Source organism: Methanoregula sp. (assembly GCF_049510175.1).
Lineage (GTDB): Archaea > Halobacteriota > Methanomicrobia > Methanomicrobiales > Methanospirillaceae > Methanoregula.
Genome location: NZ_JBEKZF010000003.1, coordinates 158596 through 185190, shown reverse-complemented (window position 1 = coordinate 185190; position 26595 = coordinate 158596). Strand labels below are relative to the sequence as shown.

General features: G+C 54.7%; 21 protein-coding genes. 8 read left to right on the top strand and 13 right to left on the bottom strand.

The annotated features are described in order from the left end of the window. Window positions 1–2: 2 nt before the first annotated feature. The 4 genes from ABSG49_RS06570 to acsB are packed head-to-tail and all read right to left on the bottom strand — an operon-like array spanning window position 3 to window position 6238. A complete protein-coding gene (locus ABSG49_RS06570; protein WP_424025321.1) occupies window positions 3–1904 on the bottom strand; it encodes an ASKHA domain-containing protein in 1902 nt (633 codons plus the stop codon). Further along, entirely contained in the window at window positions 1905–3242 is a 1338-nt protein-coding gene (gene acsC / locus ABSG49_RS06565) for an acetyl-CoA decarbonylase/synthase complex subunit gamma (RefSeq protein WP_424025320.1), read from the bottom strand. A gap of 1 nt (window position 3243) precedes the next feature. Continuing rightward, entirely contained in the window at window positions 3244–4200 is a 957-nt protein-coding gene (locus ABSG49_RS06560; RefSeq protein ID WP_424025319.1) for an acetyl-CoA decarbonylase/synthase complex subunit delta, read from the bottom strand. Between the two features lie 7 nt (window positions 4201–4207). Continuing rightward, window positions 4208–6238 (bottom strand): acetyl-CoA decarbonylase/synthase complex subunit alpha/beta, encoded by a 2031-nt coding sequence (gene acsB / locus ABSG49_RS06555; RefSeq protein ID WP_424025318.1) that lies wholly within the window; start codon window positions 6236–6238, stop codon window positions 4208–4210. 158 nt (window positions 6239–6396) lie between these two features. Between acsB and ABSG49_RS06550 the strand changes: the two genes are divergently transcribed. Together ABSG49_RS06550 and ABSG49_RS06545 are read left to right on the top strand one after the other, a co-directional pair. Next, the gene (locus ABSG49_RS06550) at window positions 6397–7521 is read left to right on the top strand and encodes a PEGA domain-containing protein (protein WP_424025317.1); all 1125 of its coding nucleotides are present in this window, start codon (window positions 6397–6399) and stop codon (window positions 7519–7521) included. A gap of 128 nt (window positions 7522–7649) precedes the next feature. After that, the gene (locus ABSG49_RS06545; protein WP_424025316.1) at window positions 7650–9137 is read left to right on the top strand and encodes an MBL fold metallo-hydrolase; all 1488 of its coding nucleotides are present in this window, start codon (window positions 7650–7652) and stop codon (window positions 9135–9137) included. A gap of 326 nt (window positions 9138–9463) precedes the next feature. On the opposite strand, the gene ABSG49_RS06540 is transcribed toward ABSG49_RS06545, so the two are convergent. Beyond that, window positions 9464–10018: a CBS domain-containing protein gene (locus tag ABSG49_RS06540; protein WP_424025315.1), complete on the bottom strand. Its 555-nt coding sequence runs from the start codon at window positions 10016–10018 to the stop codon at window positions 9464–9466. Window positions 10019–10516: 498 nt separating this feature from the next. On the opposite strand from ABSG49_RS06540, the gene ABSG49_RS06535 reads away from it, so the two are divergent. From ABSG49_RS06535 to ABSG49_RS06515, 5 genes are all read left to right on the top strand, one after another. Further along, window positions 10517–11284: a RimK-like ATPgrasp N-terminal domain-containing protein gene (locus tag ABSG49_RS06535; protein WP_424025314.1), complete on the top strand. Its 768-nt coding sequence runs from the start codon at window positions 10517–10519 to the stop codon at window positions 11282–11284. Then, the gene (locus ABSG49_RS06530) at window positions 11281–12153 is read left to right on the top strand and encodes an ATP-grasp domain-containing protein (RefSeq protein ID WP_424025313.1); all 873 of its coding nucleotides are present in this window, start codon (window positions 11281–11283) and stop codon (window positions 12151–12153) included. Before ABSG49_RS06535 ends, ABSG49_RS06530 begins: the two co-directional genes overlap by 4 nt. A 4-nt stretch (window positions 12154–12157) precedes the next feature. Then, complete coding sequence (locus tag ABSG49_RS06525; protein ID WP_424025312.1) at window positions 12158–12667, top strand: YkgJ family cysteine cluster protein; 510 nt, start codon at window positions 12158–12160, stop codon at window positions 12665–12667. After that, the gene (locus tag ABSG49_RS06520) at window positions 12651–13760 is read left to right on the top strand and encodes a glutamate-cysteine ligase family protein (RefSeq protein ID WP_424025311.1); all 1110 of its coding nucleotides are present in this window, start codon (window positions 12651–12653) and stop codon (window positions 13758–13760) included. Before ABSG49_RS06525 ends, ABSG49_RS06520 begins: the two co-directional genes overlap by 17 nt. A gap of 138 nt (window positions 13761–13898) precedes the next feature. After that, on the top strand, window positions 13899–15965 hold the full coding sequence (locus ABSG49_RS06515) for an acetate--CoA ligase family protein (protein ID WP_424025310.1): 2067 nt from the start codon (window positions 13899–13901) through the stop codon (window positions 15963–15965). A 14-nt stretch (window positions 15966–15979) separates the two neighbouring features. On the opposite strand, the gene ABSG49_RS06510 is transcribed toward ABSG49_RS06515, so the two are convergent. From ABSG49_RS06510 to ABSG49_RS06475, 8 genes are all read right to left on the bottom strand, one after another. After that, entirely contained in the window at window positions 15980–17659 is a 1680-nt protein-coding gene (locus ABSG49_RS06510; RefSeq protein ID WP_424025309.1) for a PAS domain S-box protein, read from the bottom strand. A 228-nt stretch (window positions 17660–17887) separates the two neighbouring features. Then, window positions 17888–18232, bottom strand: a complete 345-nt coding sequence (locus ABSG49_RS06505) for a helix-turn-helix transcriptional regulator (RefSeq protein ID WP_424025308.1) — start codon at window positions 18230–18232, stop codon at window positions 17888–17890. 20 nt (window positions 18233–18252) lie between these two features. Then, window positions 18253–18489, bottom strand: coding sequence for an LSM domain-containing protein (locus ABSG49_RS06500; RefSeq protein ID WP_424025307.1), 237 nt, complete (start codon window positions 18487–18489; stop codon window positions 18253–18255). A gap of 125 nt (window positions 18490–18614) precedes the next feature. After that, a complete protein-coding gene (gene fbp, locus ABSG49_RS06495) occupies window positions 18615–19715 on the bottom strand; it encodes a fructose-1,6-bisphosphate aldolase/phosphatase (protein ID WP_424025306.1) in 1101 nt (366 codons plus the stop codon). Window positions 19716–19767: 52 nt separating this feature from the next. Next, on the bottom strand, window positions 19768–20907 hold the full coding sequence (locus ABSG49_RS06490) for a class II fructose-bisphosphate aldolase (RefSeq protein WP_424025305.1): 1140 nt from the start codon (window positions 20905–20907) through the stop codon (window positions 19768–19770). A 20-nt stretch (window positions 20908–20927) separates the two neighbouring features. Next, complete coding sequence (locus ABSG49_RS06485; RefSeq protein WP_424025304.1) at window positions 20928–21833, bottom strand: class 1 fructose-bisphosphatase; 906 nt, start codon at window positions 21831–21833, stop codon at window positions 20928–20930. A 374-nt stretch (window positions 21834–22207) separates the two neighbouring features. Next, window positions 22208–22510, bottom strand: coding sequence for an Hsp20/alpha crystallin family protein (locus ABSG49_RS06480; protein WP_424025303.1), 303 nt, complete (start codon window positions 22508–22510; stop codon window positions 22208–22210). 134 nt (window positions 22511–22644) lie between these two features. Further along, entirely contained in the window at window positions 22645–25035 is a 2391-nt protein-coding gene (locus ABSG49_RS06475; protein WP_424025302.1) for a CDC48 family AAA ATPase, read from the bottom strand. A 255-nt stretch (window positions 25036–25290) separates the two neighbouring features. Here ABSG49_RS06475 and thiC point away from each other — a divergent pair, with 255 nt between their 5' ends. After that, window positions 25291–26568, top strand: a complete 1278-nt coding sequence (gene thiC / locus ABSG49_RS06470; RefSeq protein WP_424025301.1) for a phosphomethylpyrimidine synthase ThiC — start codon at window positions 25291–25293, stop codon at window positions 26566–26568. Window positions 26569–26595: the final 27 nt, after the last annotated feature.

Here is a 26595-nt window from a genome sequence, read left to right as displayed (position 1 = left end):
GTTCACTCCCTTCGGATCCGACACGATTCCAGCAGCTTCTGGACCATCGGGAAGAGCGAGAGGTCCGTGTGCGGCAGAAATGTGCTGCCGGTATATTCGTCCATGAAGGAACTCTCGGCATTCAGTTCAATATAAGCAATCTTGTATGCGATGTCATCGAGTTTCTTGCGCGCCCTGCGGTTGATGAGTGCGATATTTGCGCCGGCCACAGCGCCGTTCCCGATGTTCTTGATCTGCTCGATCTCAATCTCCGGGATGAGGCCAATGATGGTTGCATTTTTCTTGTCAAGGTAATTGCCGAACGCCCCCGCGAAATAGATCGTCGTGATCTCGTGGCGGGTCACTCCCGCCTCCTTCATGAGGGTGATGCAGGCCGCATGGACCGAGGCCTTGCTCATGATCAGGTTCTTGATGTCGTTTTCCGTGATGACAATGTCCTTGCCGATATCAGTCTCTTTTGCCCACGCAATGACATACTCCGGGAAGTGTGCGTTTTTACGGATCCGGGGATTGTTGATCTCCGTATTGATCCGCCCGGTCCGGTCGATTACGCAGGAGCAGAGAAGTTCGGCGAGCAGGTCGATCAGGCCTGATCCGCAGATTCCCCGGGGCCGGATCCCGTTGATGGTTGAGTACTTCGGGTTCAGGGTAACCGGGTCGATCGTGATCTCCTCGATGGCACCGGGGTTTGCCCGCATGCCGAAGAGGACCTCCCCGCCCTCCAGTGCAGGACCGGCAGCACCGGCGCAGGAGAACATCCATTCTTTGTTGCCGAGCACGACTTCGAAGTTCGTGCCGATATCGACAAGGAGCGAGATCTCCTCCTTCTCGCTCATGCCGCAGGCAAGGATGTCGGCAATAATGTCACCTCCTATGAAGTCGCTGACGGCCGGGAAAATGAACAGGCCACCGTTCGGGTTGCAGGTGATGCCGATGCGTCCGGCTGCAACGGACAGCGCCCGCCGGACGACCGGAACGTAGGGTTCGGCGATCATGTATGCGGGGTCGATGCCAAGGAGCATGTGCGTCATCACCGTATTACCTGCCACCACGACTTCGTAGATGTCCTCACGGTCAATCCCCGCCGTGTTGGATGCGGAGGTGATCGCCTGGTTGATACTTTCTGCAGCAAGGGACTGGAGCTTGGTAAGGCCGTTCTTGCGGGCAAAGTTTACCCGGGCAAGGATGTCCTCCCCGCAGCTGATCTGCTTGTTGTAATTTGAGGCAACGCTGACGACCTTGCCGGTGACGAGGTCCCAGAGGTAGACCACAATCGTTGTCGACCCGAGATCGACCGCGGCACCGAACACGCGCTTTGATGTGTCGTTCTCCTGGAGATCGAGAAGACGATATCCTCCGGGCACGAGGCCGATGGTCCCGGTTACCTTCCATTCGCTGTGGCGCAGGATCGCCGGGATCTCGCGGAGCACTTCAAGCGGGGCGTACATCTTCTCTGCCACCGGCCCGCCGCTTTTCTGGATTCCCCACAGCAGACGGGAGAGATCGGGAGAGGGATCAGCGAGGCTGGGCGGCTGGAGTTCGACATAGTATTTCCGGACAGAAGGGCGAAAATCGATCGCCTGATCCAGTCCCTCCACGAGGATCTTCTGTTCCTGGATGAGAGTGCTCTCGGGGACTAGGATATGGAGGTCGCCCTGCACCGTGGACTCACAGGCAAGGCACGCCCCCTTCTGCAGTTCGGCATCCGTGAAGAACCGGCCGTACTTCTGTTTGTCAAAGTCTACCCTTCCCGACTGGATGTAGACCACGCATTTGCCGCATTTCCCCTGGCCGCCGCAGACCACGTTCACGTTCAGACCGGCCCGCTGGGCGGCATCGAGGAGGGTTGTCCCCCGCTCCACATCGATCTTGCGGTAACTGGGAAGGAAGGTAACGGTCCGCATTTATCTCTTCCACTCCTCGTGCAGGAATTCCCCGATCTCGGCCGCGTCACGGGGACCGACGAGGACTTTCCAGCCGGTCGCCTCCTCGATCCGCCCGGAGAGCGGTGAGGCATACCCGGGGATGATCAGTTTCCGGTGCAAGACTTCATCCTCAACACCGAATTTTTTTATCGCGTCCCGAACTAAGGTCTCGCTCAGCTTACCTGCGGCAACGGCGGTCAGGACCGACAGCCCTTCGGTATCAACGATCAGCATGAAGCAGGGGACACGGCTGGATTCGAGATAGCCCTGGAGCGTGAAGAAAGTGAGCGAGAAGTTCACCGTCATCAGTACCGGTGCGTCCTTGTCCGGCGTCCCGACTCGGTACAGGCCGGGGTTCATCTGGATGGGCTTCTGGGGATCCGTATAGAGGTTCTGGCGGAGCGTGAGGGCGGCCTTTGTCGACCCGACTGACAACGGATCAGTGACAATGACCGATGCATATTTCACGATGCCCAGCGCGATCGCTGCGTCCTGCTGCCCGGTGGCGGTGGCATCAAGATAAACAGGATACCCGATCTCAGGGACTGAACGCGTGATCGCGAGCTGCCGTATCTGGGTGGAACGGGTGATGAACGCACCTAGTGTGTCCGGTGCCGGGTCAAGCACAAGATCCTGTATCCCCTCGGCTGTGCAGTCCTTCACCAGCTGGACAAGCCCGTCGAGCGTTGCAGCCCTGACAACCAGCGGGCAGCCGTACTGCCGGGCAAGCGCACACATTTCCTTATGGTTTTCCCCGGTCGCTGCATGGAGGAGCGGCCGGTAGGAGCCGCAGTGGACAAGGGCTGCCTTGAGCGCTGCAGGATCCTTTGCAATGAGCACCGGGGGCAGGTGCGCCTGTTCCTGCTCGACTGCCGCAACCGCACTGGCAAAGGTTTCCGCCGACCCGCTGGTATTCTCGATGGCAATGCCACTGAACCGGAGATCGGCTCCTACCCGGGTGAAGGTCTCGTCCCGCACCCGGAGGGTGACTGACGCAATCTCCGAAGCTGTCTGCGTATCCCTGACGCGGAAGACGATGCCCGGCGGGTGGTAAAACGTTTTCTCGTGCCGGTACAGGACCGTCTCTTCCCCGACCTTGAAGAACCGCTCGCCAACCCCGACCCTTACGAGCCGTATGGGGGGCCGCGTGCTCGCCCCGAGAATGGCTTTTGCCTCGTCGCTCAGGTACGGGCAGAGCTCGACATCCGCTTTCCCCCCGGCAAGTTTCATGGCGAACGTGAGGCAGGTCGGGTCGCCGCACTCCTTGCAGTTCTTCTTGGGGAGGAGCTTGTAGATGTCCAGTGCCTTGAGTGCCATCTTATCGCAACTCCGCGGGTGCTTTTTGTTTTTTCATGTCGGCGAATGCCTTCCTGAGAAGGGGGATGGTGCCAGGGTGGCGGATGCAGATGATCTCTGCGCCGGCCGCTGCTGCTGCGATATTGGTGTAGAACTCCCACTGGATCGCCATCTCGTCCTGCACTTTAGGTTCCGCTTCCCGCACTTCCTTGATTGTAAGCGTATCGATCGCGGAGCAGCACATCGGCATGGCGAGATCGGCATCGCCTTTGAGGGCGGAGAACCGGATCCGCTCCATGGCCGAATAGGAATATTCGAAGCCGTAGCCGAGGGCCCCGGTGTACGGGTCGATCACGATGTGGTCCCGCGGGACACCAATCTCTTTCAAGAGGATATTGAGCTGTTTTGCAAGGTTGATGTCGATAGGTGACTGTGCGATGATGGAGTGGTTGTAGGCAAGTGCGGCAGCCGCGATGCTGCGGTACCTCCCCGCCTCTGCAGTGCCGAGGAGGAGCCGCTCTCCCTGTGCCACTTCCCCGCATGTCTGGAATACCTCGCTGTCGATCTTCGGCTCATTGCTCCCATCGATGATCAGCGGGAGGCTGGATGCCAAAAGCACGTCTTGAACACATTTTCCGACCGAAGGAATGTCCGTAAAATTTCGCTGGCGCGTGCTGGTGAGGTAGAGCCGGATGAGATCGGCACCATAGGAAGCATCGGCAGCTTTTGCCCACTCGCTGACATTGTTGACCAAATCCCCGCAGTAGTTCTTAACGATCGGCGACCAGAATGCAGGATCATTGCAGATCTCAAGGGCGATGAGGGGGGAGGGGGAGTCCATACGGCTCTCGAGGAACGGAAGTGTTGTCCCGCCACCGATGCGGTACGAGAGCCTCCGTGTGCCCCCGTCTGCTTTCGTTGCGCCGAGCACTACTTCCCCGATGGTTGTGGTCCAGCCGAAATTGAGGTCGAATGCCATGGTTTTCTCACACCAGCGGTTTCATGCCCAGGGCTGGATGACCGACACGTTCAAGGAATACCATGAGGTCTTCGATCGTTGCTGCGGTTGTCTCATCCGCAATCTTTGCAAAGAAGCCGGCCAGCTTCCGTTCCTCCAGCTTCTTCTCCAGCCGCTCTTTTAATTCCTCCCTGAGCGCTGCCGGCATCCAGACCAGCCGCTCGATCCCGCCATCGCCCTGGAGGAACCGGTCTGAAAGGATGTAATTCTTGGAGATCCCGGCAAACCCGGGTGTCTGCGCCCCGCCGCCAATGGTGCCGGCGAGCGTGGAGAATGTCATACCGGAGGGGGTCATGCCCTTATACTCACGGTTGACTACCATGATCCCGTTCACTTCCGGCAGCATCAGGGCGATCGCCTCGAAACAGCCGCAGCAGGTCATCGGGAATTCCATGACACTATAGAGGGAGCAACGTTCGATCTCGCCGTGGCTGGCTTTTTTCACGAACCGGTTGACCCCCTCAAATTCACCGTTCTGGGCATTGATCACCGCCCCTTTCTCCACCGGCTGGTTGGCGCCGGAGGGGGATATCTCGCAGGCAATCTTCCCGTCAAGCCAGCTGATCGCTCCGCAGAGGGCGAGGCGCTCCGGGGTGATGATGCAGACATGGTTGGGGGCAAAGGTCTGGCAAAGCGTGCACGAGTAATAGGTACTCACGTCGCTGTCACGCATCCCCTTGATGCGGGCATCCCGCTCATCGTAGACCCGCTCCGCTTCGGCTTTTGCCTCGAGGACTTTTGTGCTGTCCGTAATCAGGGTGACTGCGACCGCGTCGAGCAGCCGGGGAAAGTCCATGCGGAACTTGCTTGCCAGGAGCTTTCCGATGTGCTCGATCCTGACTCCTTTTGCAACTGCTTCCTTCGAGATCCTCACCCAGATGAGGTCCCGTTGCGCAACATGCCAGGAACCTTCGCCGTAATTGACGAAGTTGTGGATCCGCCGCTCGAGTACCGGCTCGTAATCCTTCTTCATCGTCTTCCCGGCAACTTCGATGATGATGCCCAGCGGGTTGGCCGATCCCTCTTTCATCGATTCGATCTCGGGGCCGATGACCGTAACCTTCCCGTCCTCAATTTCTGAGGGCTGGCGCATCTTGAGCAGCTCGAAGGCCGGCGATCTGCCGCCGCCGAACTCCACGTACATCTCTTCCTTCCTTATGCTCTTTCCCTCGAATGCAGGAGAACACCCCATGGGAATCGGGATGGCGGTGACATTGACCCGGATGCCCTTTTGATCCAGCCCCTGCCGGACCACGTCTTCGGGAGTGGCATGGATCCACGTCCCCCCCTCGTATCCCCCAAGTGAAAGGATGGGGAAGCCGAGCACTCTCATGCCATCCACAAGGGCGATCTCTTCATCGGACAAACCGGGAAAGACGATCACGATGGCCTTGGCACGTTCGGCTGCATACGTGAGCAGGCGATGGGCGTCACCGGGAGTGACACCTCCAAACATCATGGCGACGCGGGCGATGATGTCAACGAAATGGATGCCGTGGAACGGTGCAGAGCCGAGGGGGATAAGACGGTATTCAAGGCCCAGCCGGACACCCGCCCCGGATAAGGAAGGGACAACCTTTCCGGCAAGAAACGTGAGCATATATTTTTCCTGCAGTTCACGGCAGATGCCTGCAGCACTCCCCTCGCTCGGGGGGGTGCCTACGACGAGTGCAAGGCCAAGGATACTTCCGTCGACAAGAGAATACCCGAGTTTGCGGATGACCGTGTCGCTGATAAAACCGGTATAGGGTACCGGCTCTTTGCCGGAGACTGCGGTCTGCTCTGCAAGGAGGCACTCGGATGCAACAATTGGGTTGTTCCCCATCTTCCCGAACACTTCCAAAGCCGCTTTCTGGTCATGGACCGCAATACCGGTCAGTGCGTAGGATATCGGAAGGTGATAGGCTGTATCTTCATAGGAAAACGACTGCCGGATGGCAGAAATTCTCGTTTTCAGCAGGTCTTCGCCATGTTTTTTGGCCAACTCAACGTCGGTCATTGTCCATTTCCCTCGCATCAAGGGTTACCCGGTAAAATAGATATAGTTTCGTTATAGGGTAAGAAGAAATCCTCTTATAACCTGCGTTTTAAGCAAAAATCTTACAATAAAGAAAATATATACGTTTAAGTTATATTCTTTATAAAGAGAGGCATAGCATGGGTAAAATACAAATCAGCAGAATTATTTCATCCCTTGTCCTGCTCGCAGCTGTTGCCATCTGTCTGCAGCCGGTTCTTGCAGAGAATAATACGTTATCCATCGCGTATCGCGGTGCCGGGGGATATTACATTGGTGATACCATTATCTTCGACGGGTACAACAGGGCGGGGAATGTTACGGTCCTGAAACTCAACGGCCCGGGACTGCCCGCTGGCGGGGTCCCGGTCTATGATCTCAACGGTAAGGAGGGGACCGGTAATCCCATTGAGGTGAAGGATGACAGCTCATGGCGATTTATCTGGTACACCTCAAATATCCAGGGAATCGACAAGATGCAGACTGCACGGTATTACATCACTGCTCTTGACTTTGGCGATCCGACACAGACTGCCACAACTTCAGTGATGATGAAAAAACCGGATTTTTACGTGGTCCCAACCCCGAACCCGCTTGAAACCGGCAATTACATCCAGCTATTAGGTACTGCTGAACAGGGGACTAAGGACATCCGCATTCAGATCAGCGATGTGAACGGGACCATCTTCCATACCTATGATACTTCAGCAACTGTATCGGGATATTTCACGTATGCTTTCCATGTGGATATGCAGCCGGGTGAATATTACGTGACTGTAACCAGTCCGTCAGTAAAAAACCCGTTCCGTACAACAATCACCGTCATCCCCCCTCAGCCTTCCCCTCCTGAGGGAAACGCCACGCCAGGTGCCGGGGGTCAATCCGGAACGACTCCGGTATTGTCATCATCACCGGTTACCGGGCTGACACAAAATCCACAGACCTCCTCCACACCAACCGGTACGTTATCCGTCTCATCAACACCATCTGGTGCACCCGTTTACGTTGATTCCGTGCCCAAGGGAATAACTCCCATTACCCTCGGAAATCTTACAACGGGCAACCACCTTGTGGAGATCAAATCTCCCGGCTATCTTACCTACTCCGTTCAGGCAACGGTACAGACCGGTGAAACGAAATCTATTTCACCGACCCTCATCAAAAACCCGCTCTCCCTTCCGGTATCACCTGTAACCGCTCTTGCGGGAGTTATCATCGCAGGAGTATTGTTCCTCGCTCTTTCAACACGACGGAAAAATACTTAATTTTTTAGTGTATCGTATCTGTCCTCGCACGTCGTCGGACATCCAAGACCATAATCTATATCGACGTCCGGGAATAATGGTGTACCCACAATCGGTGGATTATGGGGAAATATTCTTTTGTTGCTCATATGCCGGATGAACCCGGTTCACTTCACCGGGCTGCCGAGATTATTAAAAAATACAAGGGGAATATCAACCGTATCCAATTTGATCGCCGCATCGATCCCGGGACGGTTTTTTATGAGGTGACCGCATCGGAAGATGACTACCGGAAGATCACCGAAGACCTTGCCGGGATCGGATACCTGCAGACCTCGCTGAAATCGCTTGACTTCCTGAAGTTCTGCGTTTACCTCCCCCACCAGCCCGGGGCGCTCCATGAATTCCTTGGATATATTACCTCAGCCGGAGCGAACATCGCATTGATCGATTTTGATGATAATGGAAGGCATCCCGATCGTCTGACCGTCAGCCTCAACCTTGAGCAGAGCAGGGAAATTGACCGTCTGCTTGACCAACTCAAATCGCGGTACCGTCTCGAGATTGTTGAATATGACAAGACCGGAAAACATCTCGACGATACAGTCTTTTATGTCCGGTATGCTCAGGAGGTCCGCGAACTCATCGGGGAATCCGAAGATGCATTCCTGTTATCGTTCCTTGCCGATACCAACCACATCGCGCAGGAACTTATGGACCGGGGATGCAATCCTCATCAGGTTTTTGACAGTGTACTTGCGACGGGTCGTACCCTGAACACGACATTCGGAAATAATTTTTATGCATCTGTGCAGCGGTTTGCCATAACGTCCGATATCACGCTGTACTGCTTCCAGCCGCCCTGTGGTGGGAGCGTGTTCCTCATCAGAACACCGAAAGAACTGGTGATGATCGACACCGGCTATGGTATCTACCATACCGATGTCATGGCAATGGTGGCCCGGTATGGAATGGGCGGCATGAAAAACCTGTCACGTATCATCGTCACGCATGCAGATGCAGATCACTGCGGAGCAGCGGGCCACTTCTCCGTGCCCGTCTTCATGCATAAGAATACCCTTGAGATTATCCGGACCAACAACCGCGCCTACGGTTCGCGGAGCCAGGGATCGGTGCTTGAAGAGTTCTATACCAAGATGATCAACCTGTTCTCACAGTTTGCCATTCCTTCGGATATCCACTGTTTTTCAAGGCCGACAAGTGTCATGAGAGGGATCTTCCCGGTCATCGGAACGGTCACGATCGGGGGGCTGGAACTGGATGTGCTGGACGGGCTCGGGGGACATACCTGCGGGCAGGTGTTCCTCTATTCCAAGACGCACGGCCTGCTGTTTGCTGCCGACAGCGTGATCAATTTTGGAAGCCTGACAAAGGAGCGGGCGGATTACAGTTCGCTTGCGGCATTCCTCGTTACTTCAGTCAATGTCGACAGCGAACGTGCGAGACAGGAGCGTGTCGCCCTGATAGCACTCGCGGAAGAAACAGATCGTTCGCTCGCATCATCCGGCCGGCGCTGCCTTATCTGCGGAGGTCACGGAGCGGTGTCGGTTCTTGAGAACAGGAAGCTTGTTCCCGCTGGCGATCTTGAGCGGTACGAAGCCGGAACAAAAGGGTGAAAAATTCCGGTAACCGTTATATTGGAGTTTTTCAGGGATTTTGGTTTTACGCCGGTTTTATTTAATGTGGAGACAAGTAACGATAGCGGTTACTTCAGGAACAGATACCAGACTTCCACGATTACGATGCATAACACAACTCCTATCCCTATCACCGTCATATAACTGATTTCCGCTGGCTCTTCCGCCATGTGAAACTCACGACAGCGGCCAGATAGCCACGAAAATTAAGCCTCGGTCATATGCTGTATAAACGTATGCATCATCCCACTGAAACCCGCTGTCCCGGTCGCTACATTGAAAAAATCAGGGAGCAGTAAAAGCCCCTACACAATGAGAGAGATCAGGTCATGCTTGGTGATGACGCCCCGCACGACCCGTCCCTCGACTACGAGGACTGCATGGTTCTGCTGCAGGATATTGACTACGGTCTCAACATCCATATCTGGTGGCACCGTGGGAAAACCCGGTTCCATGAAATCCCGGACAAAGAACAGGTGAGTCTTGTGCAACCGCTGCTGCTCAATCGCCTTCACAATGACGGATTCGGATATGCATCCGACCGGGACGCCCCGTTCGATCACCGGCAATTGTGAAATATTATTCTTTTCGAAGATCTCGACGGCACGGCTGATCGCATCCTGGGGCTGCACTGACAGGACGGGCGTATGCATGATCTGGACTGCCCGGATCTTTCGTGGTTCCGCGCTGTTGAGGACGACAATGATCTTGTTGAGCGTGCTGACCCGCGGATCCACGTTACCCGCTTCGATCCGCGCCACCATGGACTGGCTGATCCCGGCGCGTCGGGCCAGCTCGGTCTGCTTCAGGCCGAGCGCTTCGCGGCGCGTGCGGAGTTCCTCCGGTGTTGGGATGTGCATTATTCATTACTGATAGTGATAGTAAGTTATCAACCTTATCCTAATGTCGAGTTAGGTTGATTTTTCGTCATCGCCAGTAAGTATCCTGAAGCGCTGAGAGGGAGAAAATGTTTGTGAAGGTACCCCTCTTTTATGATCGGCAGTTATTTTTTTTACAGGTTTTGTCATCTATTTTCTGCCCCAGTGCAAAATTCTTTTAAAGCTCTGATCGTATAGCTGATAACGATAATCCAATGAGCATGATGTTGGATTAGTGTTCTCTATGAATGAGTTCCCAGAAAGTGACGATGACGAAGAGAACCATCGGGTATTCTCTTCCCTTTTTACAGCACCTGATGGCATTCTCTGGCATAGGGGGAGACTGCCCTTGTATCCGACGGAAGCCGGCCATGTTCCTTCCATTACAAATATTGGGATTTCTTACCTGTTCTTCCAGTACAGGCAATACTGCGGGCTGAGTACCCCATGAACGATCGATGGGGTGAAACCCCTATTGATATGAGCCGGAAGGTTCTCGGAGACGTCCAGTCCTGTGTCCCACTTGTCCCTCATATAATACAAGATACCTCCGCAAAGACCTTACAGAATCTTCAATCCCAGAAAAAACAGAATCACCGTAGCGCGATACGGCGGGAAACCTGTATCCCCCGCGACACGCTTTTTACCGTCTGCCGCAACAACACCTATCATATTATCAGCGAGAACTATTCCTACAAGACCGAATCGTATTATTCTATCCTCCGGCATGAAATGGATGGTATCCCGGTACAGCCGTCAAGCGCTGCCGTGCTCGACGCGTATATAGTACCAGTCTGCCTGGAGCGGGCGCACCTTGCCGGCATCCCGGTTTGCGAATGGGGGATATCCCAGGGTTATGCGCCACTGCCGTCAATCCTCTACGGACTGAACTATTTTGCCACAACATCGGACTATTCAGTTGTCAGCGACAACGACATGGCAAAAGAGATCATCAAGCACATCACCAACAAGGGAAAGTATCCATTCTGCTACCAGAAACTGGACGACGGTGCAGAGATCGAGTCCTGCAGGGCAATCTTCGGGAAAACTGCGGGAAGCTGCCACAGTTCCGCGGATATTGCACGGCGTGTTTACGATCTCTTTGCTATTCCGCTTGTCACTATTAATTTCGTGAAATACAGCAACCGCTGCCTCCTCTCCTCTCTCTCTCCAACAAAATATTCCCAGCTCGCCGGAGAAGAGCGCACGCTCCTCTCGGCATACCTCTCACACCAGGAGTTCATATGAGCCGGCTCGGTATTTTCGTTGACCGTAAGACGCTCTCAAACTCGGAGCAACTCAACGCCCTGATCCGGTGCCGGGACGTGGCCGAGAACAAGGGACACGAAGTGGACTTTATTTTCCCGGTGGATATCAGGAAGATCACGAAAGTGGATGCGCTCTTCATCCGCGCCCGGACCGACCCGATGAACGTTACGTACGTGGCCGCACGGATGGCGAGTTTCCACGGTATCCCGGTGATCGACGACCCTCAGTCCATCCAGATCTGCTCGGATAAAATCAATATGTACTCGCACCTGATCAAAAACCACATCTCGCTCCCGAAAACCGTCTTCCTGTCCAAACAGGATCTGACCGTTGAAAGCGTCACCCGCCTGTTCGATGAACTGGGCTCCCCGCTCATTGTCAAGGAACCCTCAACATCGTTCTCGCTCCGTGTGGAAAAGGTGAACGATATTGCAGACTTTTTCCGGGTTGCCCATCGGTTTATCCGGCTCTCCGACTGGATCGTTGTCCAGCAGTATATCGAGAGCAAATATGACTGGAGAGTTGGCGTCCTTGACGGGAATCTCCTGTATGTCTGCAAGTATACCATCCCTTCAGTCACGTTTAAGATCCAGGCCTCGGTCAATGGACATATTGTCTATTGCGGGGTCGAGAGTGTGCCGGAAAAGGATGTCCCCCCTCACGTGGTCAGGCTCGGTATCGAAGCGGCAAACGCGATCGGAAATGGCCTGTACGGAGTGGACATAAAGAATAATAACGGCGATGCGTACGTTATTGAAGTGAATGATAACCCCTCTCTTGAAAGCGGTGAGGACACACATTACCCCCGGGTCTACGAACATATCGTTGACCACCTGTTCGCGAAGTGAGACCATGGATCAAGACTGGCTGATTCGTGCCGAGACTATCTGTTTGCGCTGCAGTGGACAGTGCTGTAACGATGCGCATCCCCCGATATCTGAACACTGTTACCGCAGGCTCCTTGCTGAAGGTGTACCGGGAGATGCCTTTGAGCGGAAGGGGTACCGCTATCTCAGGACCCGCAGGGATGGCACCTGCACGTTCCGGACGGGGGGCAAATGCGCGATCCATACCATCAAACCCGAGACCTGCCGGGCAGGTCCGTTCACGTTTGACGTAAAGGGTGATGTGATCGAAATCTTCCTGAAATTTGAGAAGATATGTCCGATTGTCCGCCTTTTCAAAGAAGTTCCTGATGCCTATGAGCAGCAGTATACCCTCGCAGTAAAAAACATCACCCATCTCGTTTCAAACCTGACCGACGAGGAAATTAATGTGATCTGCAGGATCGAAGAGCCGGAGACTGAAAAGGTAGCGGAAATCCCAAGGATATACAGTGTGTCCCATGACCATCGGGACTGAACACGAATTCTCCATCAACGACCGGCAATTCCATGCCCTACCGGTTTCCGACAAGATCCTCAGGGAGATCTGCGGGAGATACGAAAGCGAGATCCTGTTCGGGGACGTGAAACTGGGTAAGGAACTCCAGAAGACCGTGCTCGAGATGGTCCCACGCTCCCCTGCAGAGGATCTCGCGTCACTGGAGGCACAGCTGATGAAAGGGCTGGCAAAATTCAACCATGTTTTTTCTGACCGCTACTATCTTCTTGGCCTTGGCATGCACCCCACTGCCCATATAAATGAAATTCCGGTCTGGGATCACGATGAGGGGGAGTATTACGAAGTGTACGACCGGCTCTTCAACATCCACCAGCACGGCTGGCTGAATATCCAAGCCCTCCAGATCAACCTCGCTTACCAGAGCAGCAGGGAACTCGTGATCTTGTACAACAAGATTCGCACCCTCATTCCCTGGCTTGTTGCCGTGACCGCATCCTCCCCCATGGTCGAAGGTAAGCTGACCGGAACCTGTGACAACCGCCTCGTATATTACCGGGAGAACCAGAAAGAGATCCCACGTATCTGCAACAGGATCGTGCCGGAGAAGATCCGGTCGGTTGCAGATTACCACATTCAGCAGGAGGAAATTTTTTCAGAGCTCCTCTCCCGTGACGCCGGGATTCTCTGCGAGGAATGGGTCAATTCCAGCGGGGTCATCATCCGCTTCTCGCGCAGGTGCCTTGAGATCAAGGCGCTCGACGAGCAGGAATCAATCCGGTCCGATATGGCGGTGTGTGCCTTTGTCCGGTCTCTCCTGCGTTGCCGCTCCCTCCCGGTTGAAACGGACCATGAGGCACTGCTGGCACTGACGGAAGATGCCATCCGGAACGGAACCGCCGGACTAAAACAGGAACTCGGGCATCTTTACGATGCCGCATGGCAGCGTGCAACTGCGGATGAACGGTGCTACCTGCCCATCGTAAAAGAGAGGATTCACAACGGAAGTCTTGCAGAACGAATGGTTGACCGCATCTCCCACGGCGAGGAGATTACCCCGGTCGTATCTGATATGGCACGGTGCCTTAAAACGAACCGCTCCTACGGGCTTTAATCTGGAACTTCTGCTTATTATGACTCTGGAGGTAAATCGAAGAACGCTATTGCGTTCTTCTCCAGTCTGCCCTTTCTTATGGAACGGCAGACATCATTAAGAACGGTACCAGACCACACTCTCTCAGGACCGGTTGCGATGACAAGGACGTTACTTTCCGAAGCAGAAGGATATTTACTACTGGCAGGCGCCGATATTCCAGTACCGCACTATCATGTTGCCACTACGCAGGACGATGCTGCCCGTGCTGCCGATTCCATAGGATATCCGGTTGTCATGAAGGTGATCTCACCGGATATCGTCCACAAGAGTGATGCCGGAGGTGTCGTCACGGGCATACGTTCTACCGCGGAAGCACGGTTGGCATTCGATCATATTGCCCGGAATGTTCAGGCCCACAGTTCCGGCGCGAAGATCACCGGTATCATGGTAGAGCAGCAGATGGCACAAGGGCTTGAACTGATCGTCGGGGGGAAAACCGATCCGGCATTCGGCAAGGTCATCACCATCGGGTTCGGCGGGAAGATGGTCGAGCTGCTGAGGGATATCTCCATCCGCGTTCTTCCCATCGATGAGAGTGAGATCCGAACCATGGTCAGGGAGCTGAGGAGCTACCCGCTGATCGCCGGTTATCGTGACGAACCGGCGCTGGACGAAGCGTCCCTTGTGAAGATCATCGGTTCTGTTGCCGGGATGTTCCTGTCCGATCCCCGTATCAGCGAATTCGATATCAACCCCCTGATCCTGTACGAAACGGGAGGGTGCGCGGTAGATGCACGGTTTTACCGGGATGATACACCTCCGACCGTTGACACTATCGCAGCCCGGGAAATGCCCGTCAGCCTTCTCGATATTCATTCCATAGCTGTCGTAGGGGCATCGCAGGACCCGAACAAGGTCGGGTACGCGATCTGCCGGAACCTGCTCGTGTTCCCCGGTACTCTCTACCCGGTCAACCCGAAGAGCCCCACGATCCTCGGGCACACTGCATACCCGGACCTTGCATCCATACCGGAAAAGGTCGATCTCGCGGTGATTGCGATCCCGGCACCCGGCGTTCCCAAAGTTATCAACGAGGCAGGACTGAAAGGGGTGCCTCTTTCCATCATCATTTCATCAGGATTCCGTGAAAGCGGAAATGTTGGGCGGCAGCTTGAAGACGAGATCCTATCGACTGCACAGCGCCATAGCATGCGGATCATGGGCCCCAACTGCCTTGGGCTCATGCTCCCGTATCAAGGGATCAACACGACGTTTGATCCGGTCTCCCCGAAACCCGGAAGGATCGCCTTCATTTCCCAGAGCGGCGCGATCATTACGACCATCATCGACTGGAGCCTGCCGGAGGAGATCGGTTTTTCTGCGGTTATCAGTGTCGGTAACCAGTCCGATCTCACCTTTGAGGACTTCATCCGGTTTGCCGGGAGCGATCCTGCCACTCGGGCGATCATCCTCTATATCGAACAGATCCGGTCCGGCCCGCGTTTCATGGAGACTGTCCGGAAGGTATCCCCGACAAAACCGGTTGTTGCCATAAAATCCGGATCCTCGCGGATCGGACAGAAAGCCGCTTCGTCCCATACGGGCTCCCTGGCCGGGAGTTTTGAAGTATACATGGCAGCCTTCCACCAGGCCGGGGTTATCCCGGTCAGTTCCATCCGGGAAGCCTTCCAGGCAGCCGAGCTGCTCTCTTCCGAGGGATACCCGAGGGGAACCCGTGCCGTCGTCATCACCAATGCCGGGGGGTTTGCTGTCCTGTCGTCCGATTATGCCGAGAGGTTCGGAATCGAAATGATCGAATTCTCGTCCGAACTTACCGGCGAACTAAATGCCGTGCTGCCGGTAAACTGGAGCCGCGAGAACCCCATTGATATGGTTGGCGACTCCAGTGCAGACCAGTTCGCCCGCACGTTCGATATCATGATCCGTCATCAGGACATCTGGGACATCGCGTTTGTGATCGCGGTACCCACAGCCATCTCCGATCCGATCCGGGTGGCAAACGAGATCGTCCGTTTTTCCAAAAATACGCACAAAATGATCGTCGGCTGTATGATAGGCGGCGACAGCATGAAAACGCCGCTGCGCATCCTGCACGATTCACAGATCCCCAACTTCCCGGACCTCGAGGATGCCTTCAGGGCAGTAGGCAATATCTGCCGGCACAAGTGCAGTTCCGGCTTGCCGGAATGCCGGCATGAGTAAAAAAAATGCCCGGTTCAGAGAGTGATCTTTTTCAGGATCCGGCCCTCCCTGAAGACCGTAATCCCCCCGCCGCTCTGCGACACGACAATACCGACAGCATGGGTAACCTGCGTGATGGCGGCAACCGAGTTGTGGCGGGTTCCCATCCCGGGGGGAAGGGAGACGTTGCTCGTGTCCACCGTGATATAACGGCCCACAGATTCAACAAACCCGTCACCTGAGATGACGAATGCACCATCGAGCTGTGCGAGGGCCTTGATATTCTCCTTGAGATCAGGGTTTGTGACAATGCGCAGCTCCGGCCGGTGGCCCTCAAACGGGTTCAGGATAATCTGGCGGGATTTTTCCAGCACGTTCCTCGTATCCCCGATCAGGAACGTGGTGCCGACCGGTTTTCCTTCCCGGCCTTCAATCGAGATCTCGGTACAGATGTGGAAGACCGCGTCGAACACTTCCTCTTTCACATCCGTGTCCGCGACAACCATATCTTTCCAGGTATCGGTGCTGATCCGTACTTCCCCCCCGCGTTTGCGGTCCGTGATATCGTTGCCGATACAAAGGATTTCGATGATCCTGCCCTGTTCATCCCGGATCGCCTTGTTGATCCATGCGATCCAGACGCGATCGCCGTTACGCCGGACATTCTCGCTGACATTGACCGCATAGCCTTCGGCATTGAACCCGATGTCGTTTGCCATCATCGAGAGCCCGTGCTGGACGCGGGCTTTCTCGGGAACGATCGTTCCCACGACATTTTTTCCGATCACCTCTTCCGACGTGTAATCAAAAAAAGTCAGGGCATAATTGTTGAAGAATGTGATATTCCCCTGCGTATCCATCCGGATGATAATGCTCTGGGTGTTCTGCATCATGTCGCGGTATTTTGCCTCGCTCTCCCGTAGTGCATCAGTGATCTTCTGCTTTTCCGAGTTGTCGGTGACGACAAAAGTCCCGCCCTTTGTGATATCACCGGGATCAAGCGGCTGCACCTGGAGGTGGCAGGGAACGGATGAGCCGTCTTTTTTGATGAGCCGGCAGTCTGCATGCCCGAGGCCCTGGGTATCCTTCCGGATCAGGAATTCACGGCAGATCTGTTCGAACTCCTCACGAGTCTTCAGCAGCGTGCGTAACTCCCTGCCAACCAGTGCCGTTTCCGTATACCCAAGCATGGAAACAAAGGGTCGGTTCACCCATTCGAGTATGCCGTTGCGCATCTGGAATATTCCGAGAGGAGTTGCGGAAAGGATCGTTGCCAGCTGCTCGTTCTGGACCTTAAGCTCGCGCTCAGCTTTTTTCCTGAGCGTCGTCTGCTTGATCAGGTTGACCATTTCCATAAACTGCGGGCGGATATCCCCGGATTTAGGAAGAGTGATCTCCGTCCCGTTGTTCACTTCCTCAAGGGCGAGCCTGTTCGAACTTCTCCGGCAGAGGAGGATAACCGGCGTCGCATTTCCCTGGGTCTTGAGGTATTTCAGGAAATCTATCCCGTTCATATCCGGCACGAATTCGATCCCGTTCACATCGGGCATCTGCTCGTAGGAGACAATAACGTCAAAGGTCCTGCCGCGGAGTTTTTCTATTGCCTGTTTTATGGAATGGGCCTGCTCAACCCTGATCTCCCCGGTCTTCTCAAGAAACGTGCGGATCTGGGCAAGAAGATCGGTATTGTCATCAATAAACAAAACAGAGATCATCGTGCATCATCCGGTAAAACCACGTGGAATTAACTATTATCAGGTGGATGGTTGAGCGATAAATAGTTGTTGAAAACGGGATATTTTTCAAAAAACAGGGGAAAAATCAAAATATTTCAGTTCTGAGTCTGGAGGATTATTCCAGAATTTTCTGTCAAACCCAATCGAATAAACCCTCAAAAAAATCTCCGAAAAAGAATGCCAGGGCGAAAGGAGTAAAAAGAGTGCTTAGTCTTCCGTATGGGAGACGATCGCGAGTTGGTACATCCAGTCCATCAGCGGGTGACATTCCTCGACAATACATTCGAGATCGCACCCGATACAGGGTATCAACTCATCGCCAGCCATCAGGTCGGACGGGTTGACCGGCATCTGTTTTGCCCGCAGAAGATAGGTCTTGATCCCGTCTTTTTTGAACTCCTCCCGAACGATGAGCCCGCTCTCCTCCAGTTTTTTGACAATTCTGGAGCACTTCCGGCTGTCAACGCCGAGCTCCTTCCAGAGCTCGCTCTGGAGCACGCCCTCCGGTTTCGACTGAATCAGTTTCAGTCCTTCATCAGCAGGATCTCCCACAGTATCCACCTTTTATCAGATCAGATTACCGGTGCGATGGTGAGGATGTTATTCCCCCGGATCACGACGGTCCCGAGGCTTCTTCCCCGCTGGTTGTCGACGAATTCAAGGGTCTCTTCCATGTGGATGTTCAGATATTCATCCACCGCAACGAGGCGCCCCTGCAGTTTCCGGCCTTCGTCTTTGATCTCGACTGAAATTTTCGAATCCACCAGCGCAAACACTTTTTTTATTGGCAAAACAATTCCGTTAACCATCTGCCCTAATTTGGGATGTAAGATAATTAAAGTTTGCCCATACACCACAGAATTGCCACGTTCCCACTGTTTCCGGGGGACTGCCTCCATCAGTCCCGCATCCGTACAATCACAAAAGAGAAAAATTATTCCTGGGGCAGGGGTTCCCAGCGCTTTTTCAGTTCTTTCTCAACACCCGGAAGCGTGGTGTACTCCATCTCTCCAAGCGAGAGCCGGTGGGGCTCGAACGGGCCCTGGGCCCGGATTATGTCGGCAAGCTCGTTGCACCGGTTACGGACGCGATCGAAAGCCGGGTCATCGAACATATCCGCAGGGCCGATCAGTTCGCCGTTGCAGAGCTGGAACCCGAAGCAGATGACCCTTGGGGGTCCGTCAAACCGGGTGCAGTTCGCTTCGGAAAGGCCGACCGGCATGAACGGGCCGTGATGGGAGCCGCGCATCCAGCCGGCAACCAGTACCGGTATACAGAACGGTTCGATCACTTCTCCGACCGCTGGGAAACCGCTCTGGGACCTGACGATCATCACCGGGTCGTCCTTGCCGACATATTTACCTGCCAAGAGGCTCAGCCGCTGGGTGCTGGTCGAGGCAGCGATCTCCCCGTCCCGCTTGAAGACATGCTTGATCACGTACCGCGACGGTGCACCGATGTAGACCAGCAGGCTGTAAATCTCCTCGGGGCAGTTGAACAGAATTTTGCGCTTCTCGACGAGGTCATGGACTTCGAAGACGAACCCCTTATGCATCGAGGGGTCGATGACGAGGCCCGCGGTATTGAACGGGTCGGCAAAGATCTTGTACAGGAAGAAGTTCCAGGCTCCTGGCTCGGTCTTGTCCGCCATGAAGACGAGAATAGGATCCGACCCTCGCTCCTCGAACTCCATCTCGGCAACGCCAGGGCCCATCCCCTTGACATTGCCAGAGAAGGCGTCGGCGAGCATATCCTGACCGGCACCGTAAAGCTTGAGGCCCTTTGCAATCTTCGTGCACTCCATGAAGACATCCCAGGCAAGTTTGTGGACCTTGGTATTATCCACGCCATGGGTATGGGTCATGATCAGTTCGAGATCGTCACCGCAGTGCGTGACGAAGGAGTCGATCAGGAGTTTACCTTCCTGTTCCTTGAGAAGCTTCTGTGCCTTCTCCAGAAGTTTCGGGTGGATGCGGGAGTGTCCAGGGTAACTTCCCACATCCGCCTTAATCACGGAAATCGTGGTTTTCGGCATGAGACTTCACAGTATGAGATCTCTTTCGGATACTAAAAGATTGCGGGGGTTATTATTTGAGGGATTTCCGCACGAGCGATGCCGATCCGTATGCACCGAATGCCCGGAAGAAGACGAGGCTTTCGGCATATGCCATCGACTGTATCGCGTGCTCGGTCCCTTCTTCAAGGGAATAGAGGTCTTTGAAGAATTCCTTTATTGCCATCTTGCAGTTCCCGTCGAATATCTGGCGGTCGGATTTCCCGGGGTTTGCGGGCCGGTATTTCTCCAGCGTCCAGTCCTGGATGCTCTTGTAGAGCGAGGGTTCGTACACTTTCAGGGTGCTGAACACTACATCCTGCCAGAAGGTGCCGACATTACCCTTGATGATATCCCCCTTCGGGAAATGGAGGTTGATCAGGTCCCGGGGAGTGCCGGTGATCCCGTGCTGCGCGATCCCGACCTTAAGCTTGTTGTCCCGTAGGGCTTTTGCGATCGCCTTCGTCTGGGGGATATCGATGGAGAGCTGTTCGACAACATTCCCGTTTGCATCGTACACATGGCCGTGCGTGCTGCCGTTTGCTATGGCGAGCACGTGGGGAAACACATCATTCTCATTGAGCGCCCGGATGAACGTAACGGCCTCCTCGGGTTTTGTCAGGACAAGCCCACTTCCGTCCTTTCTGCCGATCTCTCCCACTTCAACTTCGAGACCATACTCCCTTCCATTCATTCCTTTTTTGATATAATGGGCGAGGTCAGAGGTAATCCGGATATTCGGGTCAAGCTCGTCCTGGACATTCTTTCCTTCGAAGTTGAAGAGGTGGGAGGCGTCGATCGCAAATGAGGTATAGCCGGCAGCAATCTGTGCATCGATCAGCTGTTTGGTGCTGTCAACCTCCCCGGCATCACCTTTCTTGATGGTGATGTGATCCGCGTGGAGGGCCCACGCGTCAAACCCGATGGCTTGTGCGGCCTCGTTCATCCTTTTTGAGAAATCCTGCGGGGTGAGTCCTGTATATCCACCCTTGAGGTCGCACTCCGACCGGGCAAGTTCCATGAAGACTGCTGAGTCTGTATCTTTGGCTGCCCTGAAAATGCCTTGTGCTACCGATGCTATCCGGACGTTCGCCGCCATGACAATCGCCTTGTGGCCGGAGACTGCGTTGAGGATTGTCGAGCCGGGGATAGGACCAAAATCATTCTTCTTCATACTGCATCAATCCTGTTTATTCACCCTTCATGCATAAATTTTTCAATCAGTGCGATCTCTTTTTTGCCGCCTACATAGATAGGTGTGATCTCATCGATGGCACGGGGGGTAATGTCGAGAATATCAGTGTTCCCATTGCTGATCGCCCCGCCGGCCTCGTGGATGATCTTTCCCATCGGATTTGCCTCGTAGAGAAGGCGCAGTTTTCCCCTCTCTTTTCCCTTGAATCCGGGGTAGGAGAAGACGCCCCCCTTGTGGAGAATCTGGTGCACATCGGCGACAAAACAGCCGCTGAACCGGAGTTTGTATCCTGCCTGCTCGAGATCCCCGATCCACCGGGCATGGGCGGGGAGATAATCCTTTCGGAGGGCGCCGGGGGCATAGATCCTTCCTTCCGGGATCCTGATGTCCCGGTGCCTCAGGACGAATTCGCCGGACTCGTCCATGACAAATTCGTGGACTCCCTTTCCCGTCGTGAAGGCCATGATGGTGAGCGGGCCGTAGAGCATGTACAGGGCGGCAACCATCGTTGCACCCTTGCCAAGCACATGCCCCGGATAGATCCCGATGATGGATCCGGTGCAGAGATTTACGTCAATGAGCGAGGACCCGTCAAGCGGGTCGATGACGACCCCGAAGTCGTTCTTCGGGTTCTCAACCTCGATGACCTGCTCCTGTTCTTCAGTTGCGATATACCTTACGAGACGAGAAGATTTGAGTCCTGAAATGAACACCCCGTCAGCATACTTGTCAAGGGGCATCTGCTCTTCGCCATATACGTTCCGGGTTTTCTCATCCACCGAATCTTTCATGCAGGTGCAGAGAAAACCCTTCCTGACACCATGGGCCTGGTCGCTCAGGAAGAGAATTAACTCCGCCAGGTTCTTTTCTGTTCCCTCGCTGACAAGGAAATCTTTGAGTTTCATGTCTTACCACTTTCCTCTACCACAAAGAGCATGCAACCATGGGATATCCACCCGGATGTGAGTAGTTGTTTGATGCCGATGTTTATCAGGATTATTATCTTGTTGTACCGGCTTACCTGCCTCAGTTTGGGTCAAAGGGAGGAGCCATCAACACACATGTTCCGATCTCCCGTTTCAGCAGATCTGGCAGGTGTCATAGGAATGACTGAAAATTTTTTCCCGGACCGTGATCCCATTTTTTGGAGAAACACAAATCCGCTCTAAAAAATCCTGTCGAGAGAGAAAATCATCAGAATTTTTCGTGTGTGTCCATTCAGGAACGGCGGCGTTCATCGTAACTGGGGGTATGATCGACAAGGATAAAAAAAGAAAATTCAGTTCGTGCCAGGAACCGTTGTACCAGCCGGAAGGTTCCCGAAGGTCACTTCCAGTATACCATTTTTGAACGATCTCTGCATCGATCCCGCATCCACCAAGGGCAGAGATGCAGTCGTGTGGTAGTGATGATCCGCATCCCTTGCATCGATGACGAGCGTGCTTCCCGTTATCTCAAGCTGTATCATGTCATCCTTTGCTCCGGGAAGTTCGATAATCACTTTGATCTCATTCCCGATCTGATGGACTTCGGTAACGGGTTCCCGGGTGGCTCGGGGCGGGATAGCCGGGATTTCTGCCATCCCGGCGGATGTTCCGCCGTTGCGGAAGACGATCCGGTAACCGTAAACCTGCGGGGTACCGGGCGAACATATCGTCCATCTGTTCAAACATATCCATAGAGTCTTCAGTCATTGTCATCACCTCGTTTTCGGTATTATGCTTTCCCCAGTTTCTTTTCCAGAGACTCTGTCAGCGTTGTGATCTCTGCAAAGTCCTTATTTCGTGCATGGACCGCTGAACGGAGCTTGCCGGCCAGCTTATCATCGATCTTCTTGTGAGCCATGCCGGCCCGGGAGATCAGCAGCGAAGCCTTGTCAAGGATGGTACGCTGCTCTTGGTTGTACAGCATCTCCCATGCATGCCGTTCGGACTGATCGATCGCATCCTGGTCAAGAGATCCCTTCGCTTTGAGCAGAGCTGCATTGAAGTGGGCCTTTGTCAGCATCACGTTATTGATCGCGTCCTTGCGCTCCTGTTCGTTCCTGCCGCCCATCTGGATGATGAAGTTACGCATCGCCTCCATCTTTGCCTCGCGGACAAGCGCCTCGATATCTGCGCCAACATAACCATCGGTCTGTTTCACCAGTACATCGACATCGACATCCTCTGCAAGGATGTTACCGGTCTCACCACCGAGGTAGACCTCGAAGATCTTCTTCCTGCTCTCCTCGTCGGGCGCAGGTACGTAGATGTGGCGTTCGAGGCGGCCCGGACGGAGCAGGGCATCGTCCAGCATGTCCGGCCGGTTGGTAGCCGCAAGGATGGTAACATTTTTAAGTTCTTCAATCCCGTCAAGCTCGGTAAGGATCTGGGAGACCACGCTTTCCGTTACATGGGATGACCCCTGGAAGCTGCCCCGCTTGGGCACCAGCGCATCGATCTCGTCGAAGAATATGATCGAAGGGGATGCCTGCCGGGCCTTACGGAAGATCTCCCGGATACCCTTTTCTGATTCTCCGACCCACTTTGAGAGCAGTTCGGGTCCTTTCACCGCGATGAAGTTACACTCGCTCTCGTTGGCCACGGCCTTTGCGAGCAGCGTCTTACCGGTACCGGGAGGGCCGAACATCAGGATCCCCTTGGGGGCCTTGGTCTGGAGCCGTTCGAACACATCCGGATATTTGAGCGGCCACTCCACGGCTTCCCTGAGTTCCTGTTTCACATCCTCAAGCCCACCGACCTGCTTCCAGGTGATATCCGGCATCTCGACGAGCACCTCGCGCATGGCAGAAGGTTCGACATTCCTGCGCGCCTCAGAAAAGTCGTCGTTGGTCACCCTGAGTTTGTCGAGCACCTCGGAAGGGATCTCCTCGTCGATCTTGATCTGCGGGATCACCTTGCGGAGCGCATGCATCGCCGCCTCCTTGACCAGCAGCGCAATGTCTGCCCCGACAAAGCCGTGGGTGATGTTAGCGAACTCCTCGATCTTCACATCGTCCGCCAGAGGTACCCCCCGGGTGTGCACCTGGAAGATCTCCAACCGGCCTTTCTTGTCCGGAATACCGATCTCGATCTCCCGGTCGAACCGCCCGCCGCGCCGGAGTGCGGGGTCTAGGGAGTCCGGCAGGTTGGTCGCCGCGATGACGATGACCTGCCCGCGTCCCTTGAGGCCGTCCATGAGGGCCAGGAGCTGGGCGACGATGCGCCGCTCGACTTCCCCCTGCACTTCCGCACGCTTCGGCGCGATTGAATCGATCTCGTCGATGAAGATGATCGCGGGTGCATTCTGCTCCGCCTCTTCGAACTTCACGCGGAGTCCCTTCTCGCTTTCACCGTAATACTTGCTCATGATCTCGGGGCCGGAGAGCGAGATGAAGTGGGCATCCACCTCGTTTGCCACCGCTTTTGCAATCAGGGTTTTGCCGGTGCCCGGGGGGCCGTAGAGCAGTACCCCCTTGGGCGGCTGGATCCCGAGGCGCTCGAAGATCTCCGGGTGGCGGAGCGGGAGCTCGATCATCTCTCGCACGAGCTGCAGTTCTCGGCCAAGACCCCCGATATCCTCGTAATGGATATCGGACAATTCGGGTTTGCCCTCTTCGGCTTTGTAGGCCTCTTCCTTCAGTTCGATGTCGGTGTCATCGGTGACGATCACCATGCCCTTGGGGGCCACCTTCGTAATTATGAGGGTAATGGAGTTGCCGATCACATCGACACGGACAGACTGTCCTTCGATCACAGGCCGCCCACGCAATACCCGGGAAAGATACTGTTCACCCCCGACAAGGCGTATCGGCTGGGTAGGCTGGACCACGATCTTCTTGGCATATTCGGCCTCAGATTTTCGGATCCTGACCTTCTCATCAATACCGGTGCCCGCATTCCCCCGGATGTTCCCATCAATGAGGAGCGTGGCAAACCCGGTATCCTGGGCAAACCCCGGCCAGATGATTGCAGCGGCCTTCTTCTTGCCCTGGATCTCGATTACATCTCCGGAGACCAGGCCGAGTTTTTTCATCACCTCGATACTGAGCCGTGCAATACCCCGGCCGGCATCGTCGTGGGCTGCTTCCTTTACCGTAACTTCAAAATAATCCTTTTCTTTCATCGTAAAACACCTCGTACATTGAAGGTTTACCATTAGTTAGTGCTACACACTATATAAATACTCTGCCATTATCAAACCCCCCTTTTGCCGGGCAATACGAGGGAGTATCCACATTCATGATAGAAAGCGGCGATTTTTAACACAAAAAATTCTGTGTTATTCCAATTCAACTTTACTTGTTAACTTAACAAGCCAGATTTAGTCCAGAATTGAAAAACCGAGCCTTTATCTGGTCTTTACTGCTACCTGTATGGTATGAGTATTGTCGCAGATGCCAAGCGCGGCATCGTAACTGAAGAGATGAGAGAAGTCGCCGCACAGGAAGGAGTCACCGAAGACTTCGTCCGCCGCGGGGTTGCCGAAGGGCATATCGTTATCCCGGTCTCCCCCTATCGCAAGGTGAAGATCTGTGGGATCGGGGAAGGGCTCCGCACCAAGGTGAATGCCTCGATCGGAACATCCACGGACATTGTGGATATTGGCATGGAGATCGAAAAGGCAAAACAAGCCGAGCTCGCCGGGGCAGACACGCTCATGGAGCTCTCGACCGGCGGAGACTTTATGGAGATCCGCCGGCAGATCATCGCCAATACCAAACTCAGTGTCGGGTGTGTCCCCCTGTACCAGGCATTCATTGAAGCGGCGATAAAGGACGGGGCAGTCGTGAACATGAAAGAGGATGACCTGTTCAGGATCACGGCCGAACAGGCAAAACTCGGCACTAACTTCATGGCCATCCATACCGGCATCAACTTTGAGACAGTAAAGCGCCTGAAAAACCAGGGCCGTCACTGCGGACTCGTCTCCCGGGGCGGGGCATTCATGACCGCGTGGATGCTCCATAACGAGAAGGAGAACCCTCTCTACTCGGAGTTTGACTACCTGCTTGAGATCATGAAGGAGCACGAGGTCACGCTCTCGATGGGAAACGGCATGCGGGCTGGCGCTATCCACGATGCTACAGACCGGGCGGGTATCCAGGAACTGCTCATCAATGCGGAACTCGCGGACAAGGCGCATGCGCAGGACGTCCAAGTGATCGTTGAAGGTCCGGGCCATGTACCGATTGATGAGATCGCGACTAATGTCCAGCTTATGAAGAGAGTCACCAACAACAAACCATTCTACATGCTCGGCCCCATCGTCACCGACATTGCCCCGGGCTACGATGACCGCGTTGCCGCTATCGGTGCCGCCATCTCCTCATCGCTTGGAGCGGACTTTATCTGCTATGTAACCCCGGCCGAGCACCTCGCCCTCCCGACCCCTGAAGAGGTGTACGAAGGCGTGATCAGCTCGCGGATCGCCGCCCATGTCGGGGATATGATCAAACTCAAGAAGACCCGGGACCTGGACCTCGAGATGGGCCATGCCCGCCGCGATCTTGACTGGGAGCGCCAGTTTGCCGTAGCCATGAACCCGAAGCGGGCACGGGATATACGGAAAGAGCGCATGCCCGCTGATACCGACGGGTGCACGATGTGCGGCGATTACTGTGCAATCAAGATCGTCAACCGCCATTTCAAATTCTGATCCTGCACCCTCTTTTTTGCCACGCAC

Coding starts and splice junctions, on each gene's coding strand:
- ABSG49_RS06570 (WP_424025321.1), bottom strand. CDS start 1,904: ATGCGGACCGTTACCTTCCTTCCCAGTTACCGCAAGATCGATGTGGAG.
- acsC (WP_424025320.1), bottom strand. CDS start 3,242: ATGGCACTCAAGGCACTGGACATCTACAAGCTCCTCCCCAAGAAGAAC.
- ABSG49_RS06560 (WP_424025319.1), bottom strand. CDS start 4,200: ATGGCATTCGACCTCAATTTCGGCTGGACCACAACCATCGGGGAAGTA.
- acsB (WP_424025318.1), bottom strand. CDS start 6,238: ATGACCGACGTTGAGTTGGCCAAAAAACATGGCGAAGACCTGCTGAAA.
- ABSG49_RS06550 (WP_424025317.1), top strand. CDS start 6,397: ATGGGTAAAATACAAATCAGCAGAATTATTTCATCCCTTGTCCTGCTC.
- ABSG49_RS06545 (WP_424025316.1), top strand. CDS start 7,650: ATGCCGGATGAACCCGGTTCACTTCACCGGGCTGCCGAGATTATTAAA.
- ABSG49_RS06540 (WP_424025315.1), bottom strand. CDS start 10,018: ATGCACATCCCAACACCGGAGGAACTCCGCACGCGCCGCGAAGCGCTC.
- ABSG49_RS06535 (WP_424025314.1), top strand. CDS start 10,517: ATGAGCCGGAAGGTTCTCGGAGACGTCCAGTCCTGTGTCCCACTTGTC.
- ABSG49_RS06530 (WP_424025313.1), top strand. CDS start 11,281: ATGAGCCGGCTCGGTATTTTCGTTGACCGTAAGACGCTCTCAAACTCG.
- ABSG49_RS06525 (WP_424025312.1), top strand. CDS start 12,158: ATGGATCAAGACTGGCTGATTCGTGCCGAGACTATCTGTTTGCGCTGC.
- ABSG49_RS06520 (WP_424025311.1), top strand. CDS start 12,651: ATGACCATCGGGACTGAACACGAATTCTCCATCAACGACCGGCAATTC.
- ABSG49_RS06515 (WP_424025310.1), top strand. CDS start 13,899: ATGACAAGGACGTTACTTTCCGAAGCAGAAGGATATTTACTACTGGCA.
- ABSG49_RS06510 (WP_424025309.1), bottom strand. CDS start 17,659: ATGATCTCTGTTTTGTTTATTGATGACAATACCGATCTTCTTGCCCAG.
- ABSG49_RS06500 (WP_424025307.1), bottom strand. CDS start 18,489: ATGGTTAACGGAATTGTTTTGCCAATAAAAAAAGTGTTTGCGCTGGTG.
- fbp (WP_424025306.1), bottom strand. CDS start 19,715: ATGCCGAAAACCACGATTTCCGTGATTAAGGCGGATGTGGGAAGTTAC.
- ABSG49_RS06490 (WP_424025305.1), bottom strand. CDS start 20,907: ATGAAGAAGAATGATTTTGGTCCTATCCCCGGCTCGACAATCCTCAAC.
- ABSG49_RS06485 (WP_424025304.1), bottom strand. CDS start 21,833: ATGAAACTCAAAGATTTCCTTGTCAGCGAGGGAACAGAAAAGAACCTG.
- ABSG49_RS06480 (WP_424025303.1), bottom strand. CDS start 22,510: ATGGCAGAAATCCCGGCTATCCCGCCCCGAGCCACCCGGGAACCCGTT.
- ABSG49_RS06475 (WP_424025302.1), bottom strand. CDS start 25,035: ATGAAAGAAAAGGATTATTTTGAAGTTACGGTAAAGGAAGCAGCCCAC.
- thiC (WP_424025301.1), top strand. CDS start 25,291: ATGAGTATTGTCGCAGATGCCAAGCGCGGCATCGTAACTGAAGAGATG.